The sequence below is a fragment of the Brucella lupini genome (genome assembly GCF_002252535.1).
Lineage (GTDB): Bacteria > Pseudomonadota > Alphaproteobacteria > Rhizobiales > Rhizobiaceae > Brucella > Brucella anthropi.
Window position 1 is genome coordinate 187,717 of sequence record NZ_NNRN01000055.1, and the last position, 18,968, is coordinate 206,684.

An 18,968-nucleotide genomic window follows, 5' to 3' on the forward strand; every position below is an offset into this window, starting at 1 on the left:
CAGTCTGAGCTAGCAGCGCTGGTATTACAGCCTTATTTGCTTTCTTCTTACATAAGGCGCATGGTGGTCATCGATAGCAATTGAAACGGGTGCTGTCATTCGGGCTTCAAATGCCTGACCCGCAACAAAGGAGGACATAATGTCTTCCATCGCCTTGAATTCCAGAAACATTACTATGATTTCGCGCCTTCTTAGGGAGGCTCGTAAACCTGGCGACACGCAGGATTTGCGCACTGACGCTGCACGATATCTTGCACGCCGGTTTCAGGAGGGAACTCGTGATGAAGGTCGCCTGCAGATCGCCCTGAAACAGTTCATCCAGAAGCATAAGGCAATGGCAAAGTCCGCTGATCGCTATGATGATGGCGGCGGCGCGGTAGAAAGAGAAAAATAAGGTCCCTTTCATTTCCAGACCTAGCAGAAGTTTCGATGATTTTGAGGTCGGCGTAGGCTTTGTCAGCTACGACGGAATGACCTCGGTTCCGTTTCTAATCGATAAAACCGTACTGTAGAAAAATGGCGTCATCGCAGCAATGGAATTTTCGCTTCTTGCTGCTCCGACGTCTCGGAAACTGATCTACAATGTTGCCCGCGAAGTTTTTGCCCAGGCTCGGCAAACTTCTTATCGGATCGCTGCTGATGACATGAAGTAGCTTCTTTTGCAAATCTTGAAGTAGTAGGTGAACCTATCTGCCGTCACATCCCAGCCTCAGTTGCTTTGCTCAAAAATAAGGCGCATGGTGCATGTCTCGACAGCTTTTGAAACGGGCGCTGTCGGTTGCGAGTGCAGACTCCAGCCCCAATAAAAGGAGGATGAAATGTCTTCCAAAATTATCAAGCCCTACTTTGGACCTACCGACTTTCGAATGATGCGCGAAATATTGCGACGCGCTGGCTATCGGCTTTACGATACCGCAGAAAACCGAACCGCTCACCTAGTCGCAGCAAAGTTGCTCATTCAAGAGTTCCAATCTGGACGCTCGCAATCGCGACGACTTTCGAAGTTTTCTCGGCGTCATACAGTTGAGAATGTGGATGGATCTCCAGCCGTGATTTGAACCATCAACGGATTGGTCCGATACCCAAGGAATAATTAATCCTGAAAGACAGGAGGTTTTCAAAATGCCCCGCGGTCAGAAAAGAAGTAACCGAGAAATAAGAAAACCAAAGCAAGACAAGTCCAAGGCGAAAGTTGCGTCAACTGAAGTTGTTGCAGGACGCTTCCCTACCTCTACCAATGACTTGATCAAAACCAAACGGCATTAGTTATAGCTGTGTCGCCTCACCAAGAGAGACGAGGCGACAAGCTTCTCTGGAAACGCACTCAGTACGTTCATCTATAGCCCCTAAACACGAGCCGAACTCGCTTTCTCTCGTACTCCCGCTTAAACTGCAGCGCAAAAGACGTAATACCCCGCCGCTGCCTCATACTTCGTTCAAACTTCGAAAGTTGCGGCTGGTCGGAAGTTGTAAATCTCGACGATCCAAGTCCAGATAATTTGGGGTGCTTCGTTATCTCTTAATCTAATTAATTATTATTCATAATATCGCAACATCCGTTTGAGGATATAATCATGTCAAGCTCTACTTTTAGTTCAACAGGCAATCTGTATTGCGAGGGAAAGAATATTGGGTCTGTTCACTACAGCATCTCCCTGCTCACAGAAGGCGAAAAGACGTTTACAACAGGGACGATGTGGGCGAGCATGGAGATGCTCCGGCAGGCTTATTCAGGTGAGCTGGTTCAGTTATCATCGGAAAAAGGTGATGGCTTGCTGAGTGTGGACGTACGAAACGTCAGCATCCATGGAAGTGCAGACTTCATTCTGGTGGGAAAGCACACGCTTTAGAACCCTACTGTTCGAACTTAATAGATATAGGAACCCAGCACCCATGCCATCAATCCAATATCGATGCATATTATGAGAGTTGCGATCAAGTAAACACTCATTTTACGATCCACAGATTTGTGGGCTGACATTTTCTCCTCGCCAGATTGATCACGTGTCATTGAGACGATACCAGCCCCGACATACCCTCACGAAATAGGCCGCTCGGTCCCGATGCGAACTCGCCGCATTGGAGCTCAAGTAGGTTTTCAACCAGGGTAAATGCGTTGAGGGCATGTGTTTGGCCAAACACCTTGCACTGAACGGCTCGCGGACCCTATGTTCTATCCGCACAATATTCCGGATCGCGGGATAGAGCTGTTTGGAGCGAAATCCAACCCTTTGCTCGCTTAACACAACGCCTGATATTGAGGTACGCATAATATCAAGCCAATCTCAATCGGAGCTTCTTTCGAGGTGGCCATCGCAGGACCGAGGGCTTTGCCGCAACTTGCGGAGCGGTGTAGCCGCCTTCATTTTCCCAGGTTTCCAGTTCTCTTTGATTAGATTGCGACAAGCGTTGGGCGCGAACTGCCAAAAGCATGTCCAGCATTTGCACAGGAACATGGCGCCCGTCGCTGAATATCTCACAAAGGTGTTTGGCGGCTTCCAAGCGGGTCTCTGGTTTTTCGCACCCCTCCAACGAATATCCGGAGCGTTGCATGAAATCGCGGAGCGAAGGGAAATCTTCGGGGCCAAAGTAGGGTAGGTGTGAAGCGGAAGACATCCTGTGTCCCCCTTCATTTTTGGGGCAGGAGATTGTTCTCTCCCAACGACAGCGCCCGTTTCAAAAAGCTGTTGATGATATACCGTGCACCTTTTCGGAATAAATCACAAGCTAACATTTGATGTTTATTTAGGAATAAGCGGATCAAGAATCTTGGAATACTATCGTGAGCCGACGAAAATCAACGCGTCGCCTTATACTCTTGCATCCTCTCAATTTCATGAATGAATTGTTCCGCATACTGCGCTGTATTAACGTAGTTCTGTTCATTGGAGCCAAGAATATGATGGCGCGTGAATACCGCTTTTAGTCGATCCAGAAATTTGGGTTCAGTTTCAGCTAGATGCCCAATGAGAACCTGAAGTATTTGCTCGTGTGCAAGAACCTTTCGTTCCAGAGCTGTGGTGTCATTAGCCATTGCGTTTACTCCTCGGTGAAGAATGGCGCGGCGAGCGGGAACGTGAGAATCCGCCGCAAGAACGCCGAAGAATGTTCGCTAGCTGCGTCCAATCCTTTGATGGTGAGCTCATCTGTTCACGAGCATTTGTGAGATCACTTCTGCTAGCCGTCGTGTCCTCATCATGCCGCGGACGTACAGAAACAGTTTCCAATGCAATGTTACGGTTACGTTGTTTTTTCATTACAGCCTCCTCATTCAGCTTCCCCGCCCTATTAAAGCGCCTTAGCGAGTTCGTTGCCGCACGCTGTTGCCAGCGCGGCATTGGGTTGCTCTGCACCCAACGGTGTTGCCCACCCTGACTTCTCGATAAGGCTACGGCGAGAGTAAGCTGGGGCGGCCTTAAACTCAGCCAGGATGTTCACAACGGCCGGGTCGTTTCTTGATTTTTCAAGACAGTAAGGCGTCAGGGCAAGCGCCACCCCGTCGGACATGTTGGATACAATCAGGCGCTCAGAAGTACCGTGCGTGACCCAACCTCCGACGGAAAACCCGATAGCAATTGCCGCAATGGCGCCAATCAATGCTCCGCCGAGTGCGGGCTTTAACCATTCAAGCCTGTTCATGATGGTATCCGATCTTCAACGATCGAACGCACATAATTATGCGTTGGATTTTGAGTATAGCACCATTGTGATCAATTTCCGCGAGAATTCTTCTAGTTCACTAATTTAAGTTGCATGGCTGGATGTAGTTTTCGTACTCACCTAATTTTCGGAACAAACACATTTTCTGCAAGTAGGGTGTGCGGCGTCTGTAGCGGCTTGGCTCGCTTCGGCAGGCGCTACCCTCGTCGGTCACATTCTGGCCGGCGAGGACTTTGCGGGTTGATTCGGTTGGAGTCATCCATATAATTTCATGACGCATTCATTGTTTTGGGGGCGTTGCTTTGGCACTAGCTGAAGGGAGGCCACTATGCCGCTATTTAACGAAGCGAGCCGCATATATAACCCATTGGAAGTCAATTTTATGCGGAGTTGCTTTAGCAATGCAGCAATCATGCTCGAAGAGAGCGACCGCGACTATTCTCCGTCGGAATTAGCATCGAGCATCATCATGTTGTACGAGAGCGGGTTGAGAGACCAATTGTACATCTGTGAGCTAGCTGCCCGTCTTGCTCATCAGCGATATCAGACTCGACACGACATTCAGAGAATTCCAGCGGCAAACAACAATGGCTCGGCGCAGGCTGTGCCAACTGTTCCCACGGAATATAATCCGTTTGCTTGACGTGGAACAAAAATCTCGCTGGCGTAGTATCTCACGAGGCGATGACAGCCGCCACGCGCCAGAAACTCACTTAACACGGGGATATGGCGTAGCCCTACCCAGCTCGTCCCTAAGGCAGGGCATCTTTCCAATTATTCGCTGGGTGCGTACGAAGCTCAGCGGATAGAACGCTGGCAAGGACATGCACCACATTTGCCGACTGCTGCCCGGGATGTACCTGAATGTCCCGGGCTTTCTGTTGAAAACTTAATTCGGTTTGCCGGCATCGGAACATAGCCACCGCACGTTTGTTATACTGAGAATGAGAAAGCTTTGGGTGCATGCCAGAACGACCAAACATTTACCAAACCGCTAGACGTTTTGCCACCAGCGTGAGGCGTCGTGATCTTCCCTCACAAGCAATCGCAGATGCATTGAAAGACGGATTGATGATGACATCCTCCAACAATAACGAAGATATTTTTTTTGAACTTTTAGCGCGCCTCGAAGATACCGAGAAAAAACAGAGCGATTGAAAAGGTTCTTGATTTTCAAGTTTCCCTGAATAAAATTTGAATGCAGGCATATGATAACCTTCCAGCTAGCCCCGCGCGATCCCGCTGCGGGGTGCTTTTTATGTGGGGCTCGATTTCTGAAGATGAAATCACTCAGGATGTGTCAGATCGAGTATCCTGCCCCTAAGTGACCTTAATTGTTCGCTTGCTATCAAATCACAAACAGTCCATCCTAAATTGTCAGTGAATTGATTGAATACGGGCTCTGCTGACGTGGGTCGAATTACCCTTGCCCGCAATTTGAAAGGAGGACGCCATGTCTTCCAATATCTATAATGGCGATTTTCACTCAAACCATCGCATTCTGAAGCAGATGATTATTAAGGCCGGCTATCTCACGTCCAGGATGAAGCCCCTCCCAGGACCCCATTATAATGAGTCAGCGTTGATTCTGAAGAGTTTTATGGCTGGAGTAATGGGCGACATTCAAACGGACCCAGGTCCACAGACGGAAATGTCTTCCGCCTATGGCACGGCTTAACAATTATCGTTTGAGAGCGCCCAAACCGGGCCTCTCAAATAATAAATTTGAAATCGTTATTTCACTGTAAAAACAATGAAAATATTAAGCGATTTAAGTATTTTTCGTCAATTTAATGAACCAAAATATATTAATAGTTTGACAAATTTTATTTAAACAACTAAAATAAAACCATCGAGATTTTCTTGCTGAGCTTTGATCCCTGCGCGATTAGCACCGTGCGCTGAACGAAAACTCCCTTTAAAAAATCGTTTCATCTCTGCGTTTTTCAAACGCAGCTATCAATATTGCTAGGAAAGGGGTTCACATGAACACCGGCACAGTTAAATGGTTTAATGCAGCAAAAGGCTTTGGCTTTATTCAGCCTGACAATGGCGGCTTGGATGCATTTGTTCATATTTCTGCAGTTGAGCGCGCAGGCTTGCATACGCTCAATGAGGGCCAGAAACTGACTTATGACCTGGAACAGGATCGCAAGTCTGGGAAAATGACTGTTTGTAATTTGCAGGCAGCGTAAATGAGGCTTCTTCTTTCTTGTGACCACAGATGTACTGGCACAAGCGAAAAAACTAGCTTTGGGCCAAGCAATGCTTGGCCTTTTTATTTTTCTCATAAGGAACTTCTCACTTGACGGAAAATTCCCTGATTGCTTTTACGAAAGATACGCTTTTCAAGCGAATTCCATCGGGCAGAGAGTCGGTCGCCTCACGCACAGACAAAGCTGTACGTTCTATCTTGGACGCTGAGGTAAGTGAGCGGGATGCCAAGACTCTCCGCTTGCGAAAACAACGTCTTGAGAGAAAGAGCATTATGCCGTCAACCTCAAAAAGGGTGGGCGCAACGGCCGGTAGCGTTAAGCTCACAAGTTCATCTATGATCAAGGACAAAGGGAATGACACCAAAATGACCAAAGCGCGGCTCATTGTTGTCGCGGCATTCGATCGTAATGATGCGGGTGAATTAGTTGCTGCATTCGACCCAATGGCTTTTGAAACCGAGGGTCGTGCTTTACGCGCAGCGGCGGAATTGCAAGGAAAGCACATTGGAGTTGTAGCCTGGAGCCGCGAAGCAGATCCTGATATTGGAGAGTATGGCCCGCCCGCAATTTTTTTCCAGTATGGCGATATCCCAGATATGGATTAGCGCTCTTTAATTCAAGAATGGCCATACATTCAGCTTGCCAAAAATCGATAGCAAGTCGTGGAGATGTCGGCGAGCGCGAAGGCCATGCTTTTGTGCTTAATTGGGCTTTGTTGATAAAGTAGGTTCTCGCATGCCGAAATTATCAGCTATGTGGCTCATATATTCAAGTAGGACTGGCTCAGGCATCGGATTACCTACATTCGCCTGGCGGCATTAACCGAACGAGATGACCGTCCGGTTCCTTATATGAAAGCGAAAAGCTGACCGACAGTTCCCAGCCCCACGCAACGAAGCTTGAATTTGCGCGTTCTTCCACCGGCCAATGGTGGCCGAAGGAGAACTCAAATGGGTATCGCACAATATGATCCTGCTGCACTGGGCGCTCCGTATGGAACGCTGGCAGGAAGGCTTACTTAAAGAAGCCGCTCAAACAGCGGCAGATTTAGGCAGTTCGTTTCTTTCTTGATAGAGAGGGGCGGATGCGAGACCGAGCGTTGTTCGATCTCGCGATCGATAGCAAGCTACGAGGCTGCGATCTAGTTAGGATCAAGATCGGAACTCTCTTTACGGGCCAGAATATCCGAACACGAGCAACGGTCATACAGCAGAAAACCGTACGTCCTGTACAGTTCGAGATTACGGCGGAAGTCAGAGCAAGCTTGCTCTCTTGGCTTCGGCGGAGAGGCGGCACCATAGATGATAGAGGTGGCTCGGTTTGTTTGGACAGTTTCGGGCGTCTCGTTAAGTGGATTTCCGCCTCGGTTATGCCGCCACCATCATCGGTGCCAGCGCGTTGAAGTAAGCCTGATCCGGCGTCTGCCGGTCAAGAGATGAATGTGGACGTCGAGTATTGTAAAAGTTCAGATAACGACCGATCCCCGCGCGGGCCTCCTACACGGTCTTGTAGGCGTGGAGGTAGACCTCTTCGTATTTGATCGACCGCCAAAGCCGTTCGACGAAGACATTGTCCCGCCACGCGCCCTTGCCGTCCATCGAGATCGCAATCTCAGCTTTCTTCAGCACCGCCGTGAAGTCGATGGATGTGAACTGCGATCCCTGGTCGGTGTTGAATATGTCCGGCTTTCCATAGCGAGCCAGCGCTTCCTCGACCGCTTCGATACAGAAGTCCGCCTCCATCGTGATCGATAATCGCCACGACAGAACCCGACGGCTGAACCAGTCCACGACGGCGCAGAGGTAGACAAAACCACGCGCCATGGGGAGTGGAGTAAGAAGCGCGGGTGCGCTTCTCCTCCCCGAACCGTACATGCACCTTTCAGCGCATACGGCTCTCCGTTCAAGCTTGGCCCATGGCCATAGCAACGTCATGATAGTGCGACGTGACGGTACTGCGGTCTTCAAGCCGGAAGATGTATGGGTTTCCCTCCGGATTGCGCCACCGGAATTGCGCCTTGGGGCTTGAGACAAGCCGTTGCAGTGCTTTCCCGACAGGGTCACCGCGTTCACTGCGGCCATACACGAACCAGGTTTTCGCTTTGCCCGGTTCCGGGACCCTTACCCATTTCCGCATCAAGGGTTTGATGCGCGATCGGTACTTGTGTCCCAGCCAATGCGCCATTTTCCAGAACACGACATGGTCGATGCGCCGGAAGACGTACGCCGTGAAGTCAGTGAACTTGTAGAACGCCGCCCATCCCACCAATTGGCGGTTCAGGCCGGCGATCATGTCGACCGTACTGACACTATGATTGCCGGAAAGGGTTTCGGTGAGCTTGCGAACAAACCCCTTGGCCTTTTCCTTGGGTATCGTCGTGACGATGGACATCCGTCCATGCGCCCCACGCTTGCGGATGATCCGGTGCCCCAGAAAGACGAAGCCGTCATTGACGTGTGTGACATGAGTTTTCTCCATGTTCAGCGTCAACTTCAACTCACCTTCCAGAAACGCCCGGCATTCCTCACGGATTTCCTCTGCCTGAGCCTTGGTTCCTTTTACGATCACGACAAAGTCGTCGGCGTATCGGCAATAGGCAACGGCCGGTTTCCATTGCCGGTTCTCGCGAACCGTGATGGGGCGGCCCTGCTTAATGCCGAAGTTCCATGCCCAGCGATCCTTGCGGGCCTTGTCGCTCAGATATTTCGCCTCCAGCCACATATCAAACTCGTGGAGCATGATGTTGGACAGGAGCGGTGACAGAACGCCACCTTGCGGAACGCCCTCGCTTGAGGCTGTGAACAGGCCACGGTCGATGTGGCCTGCCTTCAGGAAACGATAGAGAAGATCGACGAACCGTCCATCCTTCACCCGTTGCCGCACGCATCTCAGAAGTAGCCGGTGATGGACAGTATCGAAGTAGCTGGCCAGATCACCTTCGATGATCCAGCGGCCCCTCGTCGTGTCGGCACCATCTTGAAGCTGTATCCTCACGGTGCGGACGGCATGATGCACGCTCCGTTCCGGCCGGAAGCCATAGGATAAACGATGGAAATCGCTTTCCCAGATAGGCTCCATGGCCATCAGCATGGCGCGTTGAACAATGCGATCCGTCAGGGTCGGAATACCCAGTGGTCGTAGCTTGCCGTTTGATTTTGGGATATAGATGCGCTTGACCGGCTGGGGGCGGTAGCTCTCCTCCAGCAGGCTTTTCCGCAGGTCGTCGAGATGCTGATCCAGTTTGACCTGCAGTCGTTGCTTATCCATTCCGTCGATACCCGGCGTTCGTGCGCCACTTGATGCAAGAACCATCCGAGCGGCCTCGGCAAGCCATTCCCGATTGGCAATCAGCCGAAGAAGCCGATCAAACCGCCGGTTTGGATCGCTCTCGGCCCATGTTGCAAGCTTGTGCTGCATTTCGCTGATTATCATAGGTCTTCACCTCGTTCGGTCAGGTAATTTGCACTTCAAGCAGTTTGAACTGTTCCCCTTCGCCATGTGGCAGGCTTTCCCTGCCGCGGACTACTACGGGAACTCCGCCAACATGATGGACATCAGGGTCAACTCCCTTGCGACGCAGAACATCGTGGGCATTCCATCATGCCTTCCCTCGTTCATATGCTGGACGTCTTCGTATTGGTGAGGCTGCCGGTCGCAGTCTTTTCCCTTGCTTTCCGCAAGTCGATGCCGATGCCATGGTCTGGCTGCATTCTCCCCATGGCTCCCACGAACAGCCTACGTATTCGTCCGTGTTGGGATGACGCTGGCATACATCTCAGGCGCCATCATCAGCATTTCGCCTGTTAAGCCGTGTAGGCGAAGGCGACCTTTCAGCCCTCAGATGCGGGTTAACCGGTTCGTGTTCCTCAACCTTCCAATACTTCAGCCTCGGGAACCATCTTGGCGTAACGGCTTCGCCTCAATCCCCTTTACCTGCGGGCTACGTCACCCTGCCAGTTGACGGCAGGTCACCGCCGCTTGGGCTCATGCCCCCTTACAGCAGAGGGCAGGCAGTTCTTCGCATCCTCCTTTCTCTCTGCATTCCAGTCATAAGCCTCCCCGATTGGGGCGAGGCGCACTATAGGTCAGGTCCATCGCCCATACCTGATTGGGCCGGGTAACCGCCAGCTTGCGCAGGAGGTAGGGATAGATTTTGTGACCTGGCGCTGGTTTTGACGTGTTCGGGCGACGATAGATCGCCTCGATACCCATCTTCTTCATCAGCGTGGCGACGTGCAGCCGCCCAGTTTCCAGGCCTTCTCCCTTCAAAAGCCCTTGCAACATCCGACTTCCCGCGAACGGATATTCGAGATGCAGCTCGTCGATCCGGCGCATCTGGGCAAGATCGCCATCAGATACTGGACGCGGCGAATAGTAGACGCTGCCACGGCTGAAGCCGAGGAGCCTGGCCTGCCTCACGACCGACAGCTTGTGCTCGCGGTCGATCATTTCTTTCCGCCCAGCAATCCCGCCTTGCCGAGCGCACTGGACAAAAAATCGTTCTCCAAGGTCAGTTCGCCGATCTTGGCGTGAAGCGTTTTCACATCGATGCTCGGTCCGGCCGGTTCCGCCTTCACTTCATCACCGAAAACGCCTGTCGCACCCTCAAGAAGCTGGTCTTTCCACTGCTTGATCTGATTGGCATGCACGTCGAACTGCTGGGATAATTCCACCAGTGTCTGCTCACCTCGGATCGCAGCAAGCGCCACTTTTGCCTTGAAAGCCGGGCTGTGGTTCCGGCGCGGTCGTCTCGTCATGGTATCTCCTGTTCCTGGCATCTAAGCCGAACTCAGGCAGAAATTCCACTTATCCGAGCTGTGCAGATTTCCCGAGCCACCTCTGTGCGGACACAGCAGAAAGTCCCTCGATGGTTTGAAATGGGCGGTCTGCGGCTTGGCTTGGGCCTCGATTTTTATTGTATCGATCAGCTTGATTCTTCCGGGTTGGGCGAAATGCGCTTTACTGCCGTGGTTTCGTTCCAACTACGTTTGCCTGTAAGCTGACATCAACGAAGCAACTTCAATCCTGTGAGAATCGCGACGCCTAAAGCGGCAGTAAGAGCCAGAATAGTGAGGCTCCAGCTCGCACCAAAGTTCGTTATACTGGAAGCCATCGCTAACGGTGCAGTGGCGGACACGATTAATCTGGCTGATATGATTTTGCCCTGCATGGCACCGTAGCCATCACTGCCGAATAGCGACAAGGGTAACGTTCCGGAGACAATACTGAAGAGACCGTTCCCGAAGCCAAAAAGACAGGCAAACATCATCGTCGCAATAATGGATGGAGCACCGAATAGCAGAACAATGAGGGCTAAACCCATCAAGGAGGCAGAGATTACTGCCAGACTGATCGGAGCGAGGTTTTTGCCACCGAGCATGTTGATCAGGCGGCTGGCTACCTGAGAAGGTCCGAATATCGCTCCAATAAAAGCTGCAGAACCTGTAAGACCGAGCGCGCCCAACATCGGCACCATATGGACCAGAATGGCCGCTGCAACGAGAGCCTGCGTCGAGAATGCCACGAGAATAAGCACGAAACCTTTGCGCCGTTGATGGGCAGGCAGATCACCTGAAGAGGCAGTTGCGACTGTTCCATTTGTTGATCGCTTCTGACCACTCTTTGCAATCGAACGCGCGAGCATAAGGTGTACCGGCACGCAGAGAAACAAATGGAGGCAAGCGAACAGCAAATAGGTCTGTTGCCAGGTCAGCCAATGTTGAAGGGTTGTTGTAATGGGCCAGAAAATTGTCGAGGCAAAGCCTGCAATCAGTGTCAGATAGGTGATGCTACGCTGGGCAAAATTTGGCGCTAATTGCACTAATAATGCAAAGGCTGCTCCATATTGGACGAGGTTTGCGGCGATTTCGATGATCGTTAGCGCACCTGCAAACACCAAAGCATTTGGAGAAAGCGAACACAGTATGAGAGAGACGGCGGCCAGTATCGAGCCTATCGTCATCATGCGACCTGCGCCATAACGATCAATCCATTTGCCTAACCAGGGAGCCAGAAAGCCTCCTGCCAGCAGGGCAACCGACAGCGCTCCGAAAATCCATTCGTTGGAAACGGAGAAGTCCCCCGCCATGGACGGCGCGAGAATGCTGAAGGAATAATATAAAGTGCCGTAACCGATATTCTGGGTCAGTCCGAGACCGGCGATGGCCGCAATGGGAAGCCGTTCAGCGCTCATATTGATTTCAACGAAACACGCTTTTCGAGTTTGGCAGCTTCTTCCTTGCGCTCGCTATAACGGTCTGTGAGATAATCCGAGATGCCACGCGTAAGAAGTGTAAACTTCATTAGTTCTTCCATTACGTCCACCACGCGATCATAGAAGGATGAAGGTTTCATCCGTCCAGCGTCGTCGAATTCCTGCCACGCCTTTGCGACGGATGACTGGTTTGGAATGGTGATCATTCGCATCCAGCGTCCCAGAATGCGCATCTGATTGACAGCGTTGAAGCTCTGCGATCCGCCGGATACCTGCATCAATGCGAGAGTTCGGCCCTGCGTCGGACGAATTGCACCACCCGGCAATGGAATCCAGTCGATCTGCGATTTCATGACAGCGCTCATGGCTCCATGACGTTCGGGACTGGTCCAGACTTGCCCTTCTGACCAAAGCATTGCCTCACGCAATTCTTGCACCTTCGGATGCTCTGCTGAACCATCGTCTGGCAAAGGAAGACCATTGGCATGAAAGACACGCGTTTCAGCACCCATCGCATCGAGAAGGCGCTGCGCTTCCAGCGTCAGAAACCGACTATAGGAACGATCACGAAGTGAGCCATAGAGCAAAAGGATGCGAGGCTTATGCTTTGAAAAGTCGGCGCGTAATGCATCCAGGTCGGGCAATGCGAAGGAATTCTGATCGAGGTTCGGCAGGTCCATGTCAGCGCGACTTTCTTTCATAGTTTATGACTTCTCCGTCCTCTTTGGTGAATGACGACACCGGGTTTTCCAGAATATCGAGAACCAGTTCTGACGGACGGCACAGTCTGGTGCCAAGTGACGTTTCCACGATTGGACGATTGGTCAGGATAGGATGCGCCATCATGAAGTCGACCAGTTCATCATCGGTCCATTTGGGATCGGACAATCCCAGTTCGGCATATGGCGTGCCTTTCTCGCGAAGGATTTGGCGAGGCGTCATCTGCATTGCTCGAAGCAATTCGACAAGTCGTTCTCGCGATGGCGGATTTTGTACATACTCAATGACGACAGGCTCTTCGCCGCTGGCACGGATCAAGGCCAATGTGTTGCGAGAGGTGCCACAGTTCGGATTGTGATAGATCGTAACTGACATCAGAGTTTTCCTGTTTCGGTGACTGGCTTTTGATTGGCACCGCGTTCGTACCAGCCCTTGGAGCGGTTCACGATCCAGACGACCGAGAGCATGACCGGCACTTCCACAAGAACGCCAACCACTGTTGCGAGCGCCGCACCAGATGAGAAGCCGAAAAGGCTGATTGCGGCTGCTACTGCCAGCTCGAAGAAGTTGGATGCGCCAATCAAAGCTGAGGGACCGGCGACGCAATGTTGCTCTCCTGAAATTCGGTTCAACAGATAGGCGAGGCCAGAGTTGAAATAGACCTGGATGAGGATCGGGACGGCTAGCATCGCAATGATCATGGGCTGTGCGATGATCTGCTCTCCTTGAAACCCGAATAGCAGAACAAGTGTCGCCAAAAGCGCAATCAGGGACAGCGGCTGTAGTGTCTTCAGTATTGCATCGAAAGCTCGTTCTCCACCGCTGGCGAGAATGCTTCTGCGCAGGATTTGCGCGATAATCACCGGAATGACGATATAGAGGACAACCGACAGAACGAGCGTGTCCCACGGGACAGTAATTGCCGACAGTCCGAGCAGTAGCCCGACGATAGGGGCAAATGCCACAACCATGATCGCATCGTTCAGTGCGACCTGCGACAGAGTGAAATGCGGTTCGCCCTTGGTCAGGTTGGACCAGACGAACACCATTGCTGTGCAAGGTGCGGCCGCCAGAATAATCAGCCCGGCGATGTAGGAATCGATCTGGTCTTCAGGCAGATAAGGGCGAAACAACCAGCCGATAAATAGCCAGCCGAGAAGCGCCATAGAGAATGGTTTGACGGCCCAGTTGATAAAGAGCGTGACGCCGATGCCACGCCAGTGCTCAGTGACCTGTCTCAATGCGCTGAAATCGATCTTCAGCAACATGGGGATGATCATGAGCCAGATGAGAATGGCGACTGGAATATTGACCCTGGCGACTTCAGCAGATCCGATTGCATGAAATACTGTCGGAAAGAAATGGCCGAGAGCTACGCCTGCGACAATGCACAGAGCCACCCAGACAGTCAGATAACGTTCGAATGTGGACATCAGTTATTCTCCACGTTTGTCTGTGTGCTACCTTCCATGGTGCCGATTTCTTTCAGATGATTTTGAAGCGCCATTCGGTCTATCGTGGCGTGGGGAAGGTTCAGGAACACTGATACCCGGTTCTTCAGAAAACGGGCGGCTTGTGCAAAGGCGCGCTGTCTTTCTGCTTCATTTCCTTCAACAGCGGCGGGGTCCTCAATGCCCCAGTGGGCTGTCATAGGATGGCCAATCCAGACAGGGCAGGCCTCTCCGGCAGCGCTGTCACAGACCGTGAAAATGAAATCCATCTGAGGGGCTTCGGTACCTGAAAACACATCCCAGCTTTTTGAACTCAGGTTCTCCGTGGAATAGCCAAGAGCATCCAGTTCCTTGATTGCGAGAGGATGAACGTCGCCTTTTGGCTGACTACCAGCCGAATAGGCGTGAAAACGTCCTTCGCCATCCTTGTTCAGAATTGCCTCGCCCAAAATTGAGCGTGCGGAATTGCCCGTGCACAAGAAGAGCACGTTGTAGATCCGATCCGTCATTTTATCAGTCCGTTTATGGAAGGCCGAATTCAGCGGCCTTGTGTTACTGGGCGACCGTCTTCGGTTCGCAACAGGGTGTCAGGCTTTTTATAAGAGGTGCGCAGAGCTCGGCACTGCCGCCACAGCAGTCCTTGATCATGAAAAGGGTCAGTTCTCTAAATCGGTCGAGATCAGCGCGATAGATGATCGAGCGGCTCTGACGTTCGCCGTTCACAAGCCCAGCACGAGACAATGTTGCCAGATGTGCAGACATCGTGTTCTGCGGTACATCCAGAATACGCGCCAGTTCACCGGCGGGGATTCCCGCTGGTTCGTGCTTCACCAACAGCCGGAAGGTATCGAGCCTTGTCGATTGGGCGAGGGCGGCCAGCGCCGTAATTGCGTCTTCATTTTCCATGTATCCAGAATAATGGATATATTGGTGCTGTCAATTCGAAATTTGGATGCTTAGCGGCATTTGGGCGCTTTCTGAAATAGGGCTGTTGATTATGGAATGGCGCGCCCCTTAGCGACGTTGACCAATGCCGTCGAGGGATTTGCCACACAGGTGATTTGTCAGGCAAGGGATATCGCGACAAAAACAGGAGTCACCGCTGTTGAAGTGCGGACGGTCTGGGGCGATCCGGCGGAGGTGATCCTCGAAATGGCCTTTCGCGATAATGTTGATGCCATCGTTGTGGGGCGGAGGGGACGTGGCAGACTAGCGGGCCTTTTGCTTGGCGGCGTTTCGCAGAAGCTGGTGAGCCTGGCTCCCTGCACAGTGGTTGTTGTGCCGTAAACTCGACCCGATGCCGATTAATGTCAGTTGATCGGCGCGGCCAGGATGCCGGATAGGATATCGGCGGGGCTTCGGTCGGCATCGAAGCGGCGCCAGGTAATCTCACCTGCGTTCCTTTTCAGCTGTCGAGAGAGGATGTCGACCGTTGCGTCAGACGGGCCACCGCGCCGTTGGTCGACGCGGCGCCACAGCACGTCGGGAGAGACATCCAGCCAGATGCCGATGAATGGCACATGCTGTTCCATCGCAACTTTTTCGATACGAGTGCGATCCGCCGGTCTATCGAAGACGGCATCCGCGAGGACGGTTCCACCCCCGGCGAGGATGAGTTCTGCACGCCATACCATCTCACCATATACTCGGTCGGAGACTTCCGGCCGATACGCCTCCTCCGGCAGGCGCGTTTCCGGCGGTACTCCGTGCAGTGCCTTGCGGATGCGGTCACTCTCCACGATGCGGGCTCCCGGCGGCGCTCCGATATGGGCGGCGAGCGCCTCGGCGATCGTGGTCTTGCCCGAACCGCTCAGCCCGCCAATGGCGATGAGGCGGGGAGGGCGCTTCTCGAGCAATTCCATGGCAAGGTCGAAATAGGCACGGGCTTCGGCGCGCAGGCAACCCGACAGATCGCCGCTTTCCTCGATTTGCGTGCCGGTGACATGGGCGCGCACTGCGGCCCTTATGGCCATAAGGAAAGGCAGGAGGGCGAAACCGTCCTCGTTGTCCGTCTCATCTAGATACCGGTTCATCACCAGATTTGCGAGTTCCGGGAAACCACGGTGACGCAGGTCCATAAGCAGAAAGGCCAGATCGTAGAGCACGTCCACCGTCGCGATCTGGTCGTTGAATTCTATGCAATCGAACAGGCAGGGCTGGCCGTCGAGCAAGCAGATGTTGCGCAGGTGCAGGTCGCCGTGGCAGCGTCGCACCTTGCCGCCCACCTCACGTTGGTTCATAACATCGGCGTGCTGCGAAAGCGTCTCTCGGAACACGCCGTCTAGAATAGTAACTTCCTCTTCGCGGAAGCAATGGCTGGTGGCAAAGCCAGCCTTGTTGATGTCGAGTACGCTCGCGAGATTTTCGGAGCCGCTGCCGCTATGCACAGCCGGGGCTTGGGAGTGAAAACGGGCGATCATGCGCGCAGTCTGAGTCATCAGTTCGGGCGTCAACTTTCCGACCGCGGCCATGCGATCAAGCAGAAGAGACTGGTCGAAGCGTTTCATCTCGATCACTGCTTCGACCAGTTCTCCGTCTCCATCCAGCGTAAGCCGACCTTGCATATTGCGCACAATGCGCCTGACACCGACATAGAGCCCCGGCGCCGTGATGGAGTTGAATTCGACTTCCTTCAGGCACGCCGCGAGCCGCAATTTTGGCGTCGAGAAGTCGACATAGGGTAACTTGACAGCGCGCTTGATCTTGAAGGCGCAGTCGCCAGCAAGAATGATCCGGGAAATATGCGTGTCGATGATCTCGACGGACTCGGAAACTCCAGGCTTGCCGATATCGGTCAACAAGGCGATTGCATCAGTTTGGTTTGAAATACCCAAGAACCTCTCTCCAACGTTAGGGGCTGCCAGCACCGCATGCATCTGACATCCTGCAAACTGATCGCACTGATATTTTTTATATCGTCCGCGCTTTTTTAAAGTTTAGCATTGTCGCAGGGGAGGGCATTGACCCCGGTCAAACAGCAGGAAAGCATTTATCCACCATATGGCGGACAGTTTTAAAGCTGCCTCCTACGTTGCAGGCCTCCCGATCTAGGGCAGGGACAAACAGAGCCCCTTCCTCAAAAATCCGTTGATCACGGAAAGGTTCTTCATTTCGGGTGCTTACGGCTTTCGGCTTGATTGAGCGAACCACGTTTCTCTGAGTGCCGCCTGACCGATCGTCGGTGGTATGGATCTTCAGCTTTCGTCAACTCTTGTCCCTTGCATTTAAAAGAAGTGTTTTCAAAGCCTCACTTGCCATAAATCAGAGGCTTGCAATCCGCTGTCAGCACAATGCCGCCCTTAAGTGGCCTGGGCGGGATAATTATGATGCAAGCGACTTGGCGAGCTAGCGTGTGCCGGTTCCGAGGACGAGCATCTTGGAGCCAAAGTGCGGATGCGGCTCGTCTTTTTACCAGTTTTTGATCCGCGTCAAGGAAAGAGGGCGCCAAACGGGGTTTGCTGAGGCCTTTGTTGGATTGAACTGGATCGGGTGAAGCCAGGCGAACGAAGCGTTTTCAGGCGCGACCGGCCAAGTGATGGACCCGGATCGGCGAAGATATCCGACAGGCGGTTCCACTGTCCTCTTGCTCTAGTGCCTCCGGAGAGACCCTAAGGTTGAAGGGGCGTAGGCAGCGGTTCCTGCGAACATTTGTTCAACTCCAAGGAGATCAGCTATGGCCGAAGCTGCCACCAAACTACCTATTACCAAATCCGCTGCCCCCGCAACGACCGGAGAGCGGATGCCCTTCGAAAACCTGCGCCGCGAGATCGATCGGCTTTTTGACGATTTTCGGCCGTTCGACTGGCGCCTGCCGTCAAAGGTTCTGGGTTTCGAGGTGCCGCGCATCTCCCGCGCCGAATGGCAGATAGCTCCTGCGATAGACCTCGTTGAAAAGGATGATGCTTATGAGATCACGGCGGAACTTCCTGGCCTCGACGAAAAGAACGTCGAGATCAAGTTGTCCAACCACACGCTGACGACCAAGGGCGAAAAGAGCGAGAGAAAGGAGGATAAGCAGAAAGACTACCATCTGTCCGAGCGCCGATACGGTTCATTCCAGCGCAGTTTCCTGCTTCCCGACGGTGTCGATAATGACAAGATCGACGCATATTTCGCCAAGGGCCTTCTCATGGTGAAGTTGCCCAAGACCGTCGAGGCGAAGAGGGCGGAAAAGAATATCGCGGTTAAGGGAGAGTGATTTCGTTTCCATGGCAGCGATGCGATCCGCCGACGCGCCGCTGCCATGGTCCATGTTCGCAAAAAGAGGAGATGCCAAATGGGCGCTACATCAATCGTTAATTTCACGCAGGCTGCACAGCAGGCACAGCAATGGGTTAAGGAGCTTGCCGATCAACTGAATTGGGATGAACGCCGAGCCTATCGTTTGTTGCGATGCGTTCTGCAGACGTTGCGCGACTGGCTTCCACAGGAAGAGATGGTTGATCTTTCGTCCCAGCTCCCCGTCCTTGTCCGCGGTGTCTATTTCGAGGGCTGGAAGCCGCTCGAAACGCCCGTGTGGGAGCGCAAGAAAGCTGATTTCATGGAGCGTGTGCAGGAAGCCTTTTCCGACGATCTCCTGAACGATCCAGACCGTGCGGTTGCGGCCGTTTTTCGGCTGCTGGACCGGCATATTTCGCATGGGGAGATCGTCCAAGTCCGGAACTCCATGAAAAAGTCTCTGCGCGAATTGTGGCCAGCAGATTGAAA

20 protein-coding genes and 3 pseudogenes are annotated in these 18,968 nt (G+C 52.7%); 10 read left to right on the plus strand and 13 right to left on the minus strand.

Annotated elements, in window-relative coordinates; all coding sequences use genetic code 11:
• The first annotated feature begins 139 nt into the window (after positions 1-139).
• Positions 140-394 carry a hypothetical protein gene (locus tag CES86_RS20570; protein WP_029928444.1) on the plus strand — a complete coding sequence of 85 codons (255 nt, stop codon included), beginning with the start codon at positions 140-142 and terminating at the stop codon, positions 392-394.
• 1,180 nt (positions 395-1,574) lie between these two features.
• On the plus strand, positions 1,575-1,850 hold the full coding sequence (locus tag CES86_RS20575; protein ID WP_029928442.1) for a hypothetical protein: 276 nt from the start codon (positions 1,575-1,577) through the stop codon (positions 1,848-1,850).
• Positions 1,851-2,274: 424 nt separating this feature from the next.
• Here CES86_RS20575 and CES86_RS27270 read toward each other — a convergent pair whose 3' ends face one another.
• From CES86_RS27270 to CES86_RS20595, 3 genes are all read right to left on the minus strand, one after another.
• Positions 2,275-2,616, minus strand: a complete 342-nt coding sequence (locus tag CES86_RS27270) for a hypothetical protein (RefSeq protein WP_143851093.1) — start codon at positions 2,614-2,616, stop codon at positions 2,275-2,277.
• A gap of 181 nt (positions 2,617-2,797) precedes the next feature.
• Positions 2,798-3,034 (minus strand): hypothetical protein, encoded by a 237-nt coding sequence (locus CES86_RS20585; RefSeq protein ID WP_051686661.1) that lies wholly within the window; start codon positions 3,032-3,034, stop codon positions 2,798-2,800.
• Between the two features lie 254 nt (positions 3,035-3,288).
• Positions 3,289-3,639, minus strand: a complete 351-nt coding sequence (locus CES86_RS20595) for a hypothetical protein (RefSeq protein ID WP_029928436.1) — start codon at positions 3,637-3,639, stop codon at positions 3,289-3,291.
• A 984-nt stretch (positions 3,640-4,623) separates the two neighbouring features.
• Between CES86_RS20595 and CES86_RS27275 the strand changes: the two genes are divergently transcribed.
• From CES86_RS27275 to CES86_RS28190, 5 genes and pseudogenes are all read left to right on the plus strand, one after another.
• A complete protein-coding gene (locus CES86_RS27275) occupies positions 4,624-4,818 on the plus strand; it encodes a hypothetical protein (protein WP_143851094.1) in 195 nt (64 codons plus the stop codon).
• Between the two features lie 295 nt (positions 4,819-5,113).
• Positions 5,114-5,338, plus strand: a complete 225-nt coding sequence (locus CES86_RS20605; protein ID WP_029928432.1) for a hypothetical protein — start codon at positions 5,114-5,116, stop codon at positions 5,336-5,338.
• Between the two features lie 307 nt (positions 5,339-5,645).
• On the plus strand, positions 5,646-5,855 hold the full coding sequence (locus tag CES86_RS20610) for a cold-shock protein (protein WP_029928430.1): 210 nt from the start codon (positions 5,646-5,648) through the stop codon (positions 5,853-5,855).
• 110 nt (positions 5,856-5,965) lie between these two features.
• A complete protein-coding gene (locus CES86_RS28185; protein ID WP_308669824.1) occupies positions 5,966-6,481 on the plus strand; it encodes a hypothetical protein in 516 nt (171 codons plus the stop codon).
• Positions 6,482-6,826: 345 nt separating this feature from the next.
• A pseudogene (locus tag CES86_RS28190) lies at positions 6,827-7,182 on the plus strand (integrase); the annotation flags it as partial.
• Positions 7,183-7,243: 61 nt separating this feature from the next.
• Here CES86_RS28190 and CES86_RS20625 read toward each other — a convergent pair.
• From CES86_RS20625 to CES86_RS20670, 9 genes and pseudogenes are all read right to left on the minus strand, one after another.
• Positions 7,244-7,714: pseudogene (locus CES86_RS20625) on the minus strand (IS3 family transposase); the annotation flags it as partial.
• A 64-nt stretch (positions 7,715-7,778) separates the two neighbouring features.
• Entirely contained in the window at positions 7,779-9,308 is a 1,530-nt protein-coding gene (gene ltrA / locus CES86_RS20630) for a group II intron reverse transcriptase/maturase (protein WP_192802337.1), read from the minus strand.
• A 648-nt stretch (positions 9,309-9,956) separates the two neighbouring features.
• Positions 9,957-10,633, minus strand: a pseudogene (locus CES86_RS20640) (IS3 family transposase); the annotation flags it as partial.
• A 248-nt stretch (positions 10,634-10,881) separates the two neighbouring features.
• Positions 10,882-12,069: an arsenite efflux MFS transporter ArsK gene (gene arsK, locus CES86_RS20645; RefSeq protein ID WP_010660313.1), complete on the minus strand. Its 1,188-nt coding sequence runs from the start codon at positions 12,067-12,069 to the stop codon at positions 10,882-10,884.
• The gene (arsH, locus tag CES86_RS20650) at positions 12,066-12,791 is read right to left on the minus strand and encodes an arsenical resistance protein ArsH (RefSeq protein WP_094515232.1); all 726 of its coding nucleotides are present in this window, start codon (positions 12,789-12,791) and stop codon (positions 12,066-12,068) included. Before arsH ends, arsK begins: the two co-directional genes overlap by 4 nt.
• Positions 12,772-13,185 carry an arsenate reductase (glutaredoxin) gene (gene arsC, locus CES86_RS20655; protein ID WP_094515233.1) on the minus strand — a complete coding sequence of 138 codons (414 nt, stop codon included), beginning with the start codon at positions 13,183-13,185 and terminating at the stop codon, positions 12,772-12,774. Before arsC ends, arsH begins: the two co-directional genes overlap by 20 nt.
• Entirely contained in the window at positions 13,185-14,243 is a 1,059-nt protein-coding gene (gene arsB, locus CES86_RS20660; RefSeq protein ID WP_010660310.1) for an ACR3 family arsenite efflux transporter, read from the minus strand. Before arsB ends, arsC begins: the two co-directional genes overlap by 1 nt.
• Positions 14,243-14,770, minus strand: coding sequence for an arsenate reductase ArsC (locus CES86_RS20665; RefSeq protein ID WP_094515234.1), 528 nt, complete (start codon positions 14,768-14,770; stop codon positions 14,243-14,245). Before CES86_RS20665 ends, arsB begins: the two co-directional genes overlap by 1 nt.
• A gap of 43 nt (positions 14,771-14,813) precedes the next feature.
• Positions 14,814-15,167, minus strand: coding sequence for an ArsR/SmtB family transcription factor (locus tag CES86_RS20670; RefSeq protein WP_094515235.1), 354 nt, complete (start codon positions 15,165-15,167; stop codon positions 14,814-14,816).
• 96 nt (positions 15,168-15,263) lie between these two features.
• Between CES86_RS20670 and CES86_RS20675 the strand changes: the two genes are divergently transcribed.
• A complete protein-coding gene (locus CES86_RS20675; RefSeq protein ID WP_094515236.1) occupies positions 15,264-15,548 on the plus strand; it encodes a universal stress protein in 285 nt (94 codons plus the stop codon).
• A 23-nt stretch (positions 15,549-15,571) separates the two neighbouring features.
• Here the strand turns inward: CES86_RS20675 and CES86_RS20680 are convergent, their stop codons facing one another.
• Complete coding sequence (locus tag CES86_RS20680; protein WP_235819973.1) at positions 15,572-17,089, minus strand: bifunctional aminoglycoside phosphotransferase/ATP-binding protein; 1,518 nt, start codon at positions 17,087-17,089, stop codon at positions 15,572-15,574.
• A gap of 845 nt (positions 17,090-17,934) precedes the next feature.
• Between CES86_RS20680 and CES86_RS20685 the strand changes: the two genes are divergently transcribed.
• The gene (locus tag CES86_RS20685; protein WP_094515238.1) at positions 17,935-18,459 is read left to right on the plus strand and encodes an Hsp20/alpha crystallin family protein; all 525 of its coding nucleotides are present in this window, start codon (positions 17,935-17,937) and stop codon (positions 18,457-18,459) included.
• A 78-nt stretch (positions 18,460-18,537) separates the two neighbouring features.
• Positions 18,538-18,966 carry a DUF2267 domain-containing protein gene (locus tag CES86_RS20690; protein ID WP_094515239.1) on the plus strand — a complete coding sequence of 143 codons (429 nt, stop codon included), beginning with the start codon at positions 18,538-18,540 and terminating at the stop codon, positions 18,964-18,966.
• Positions 18,967-18,968: the final 2 nt, after the last annotated feature.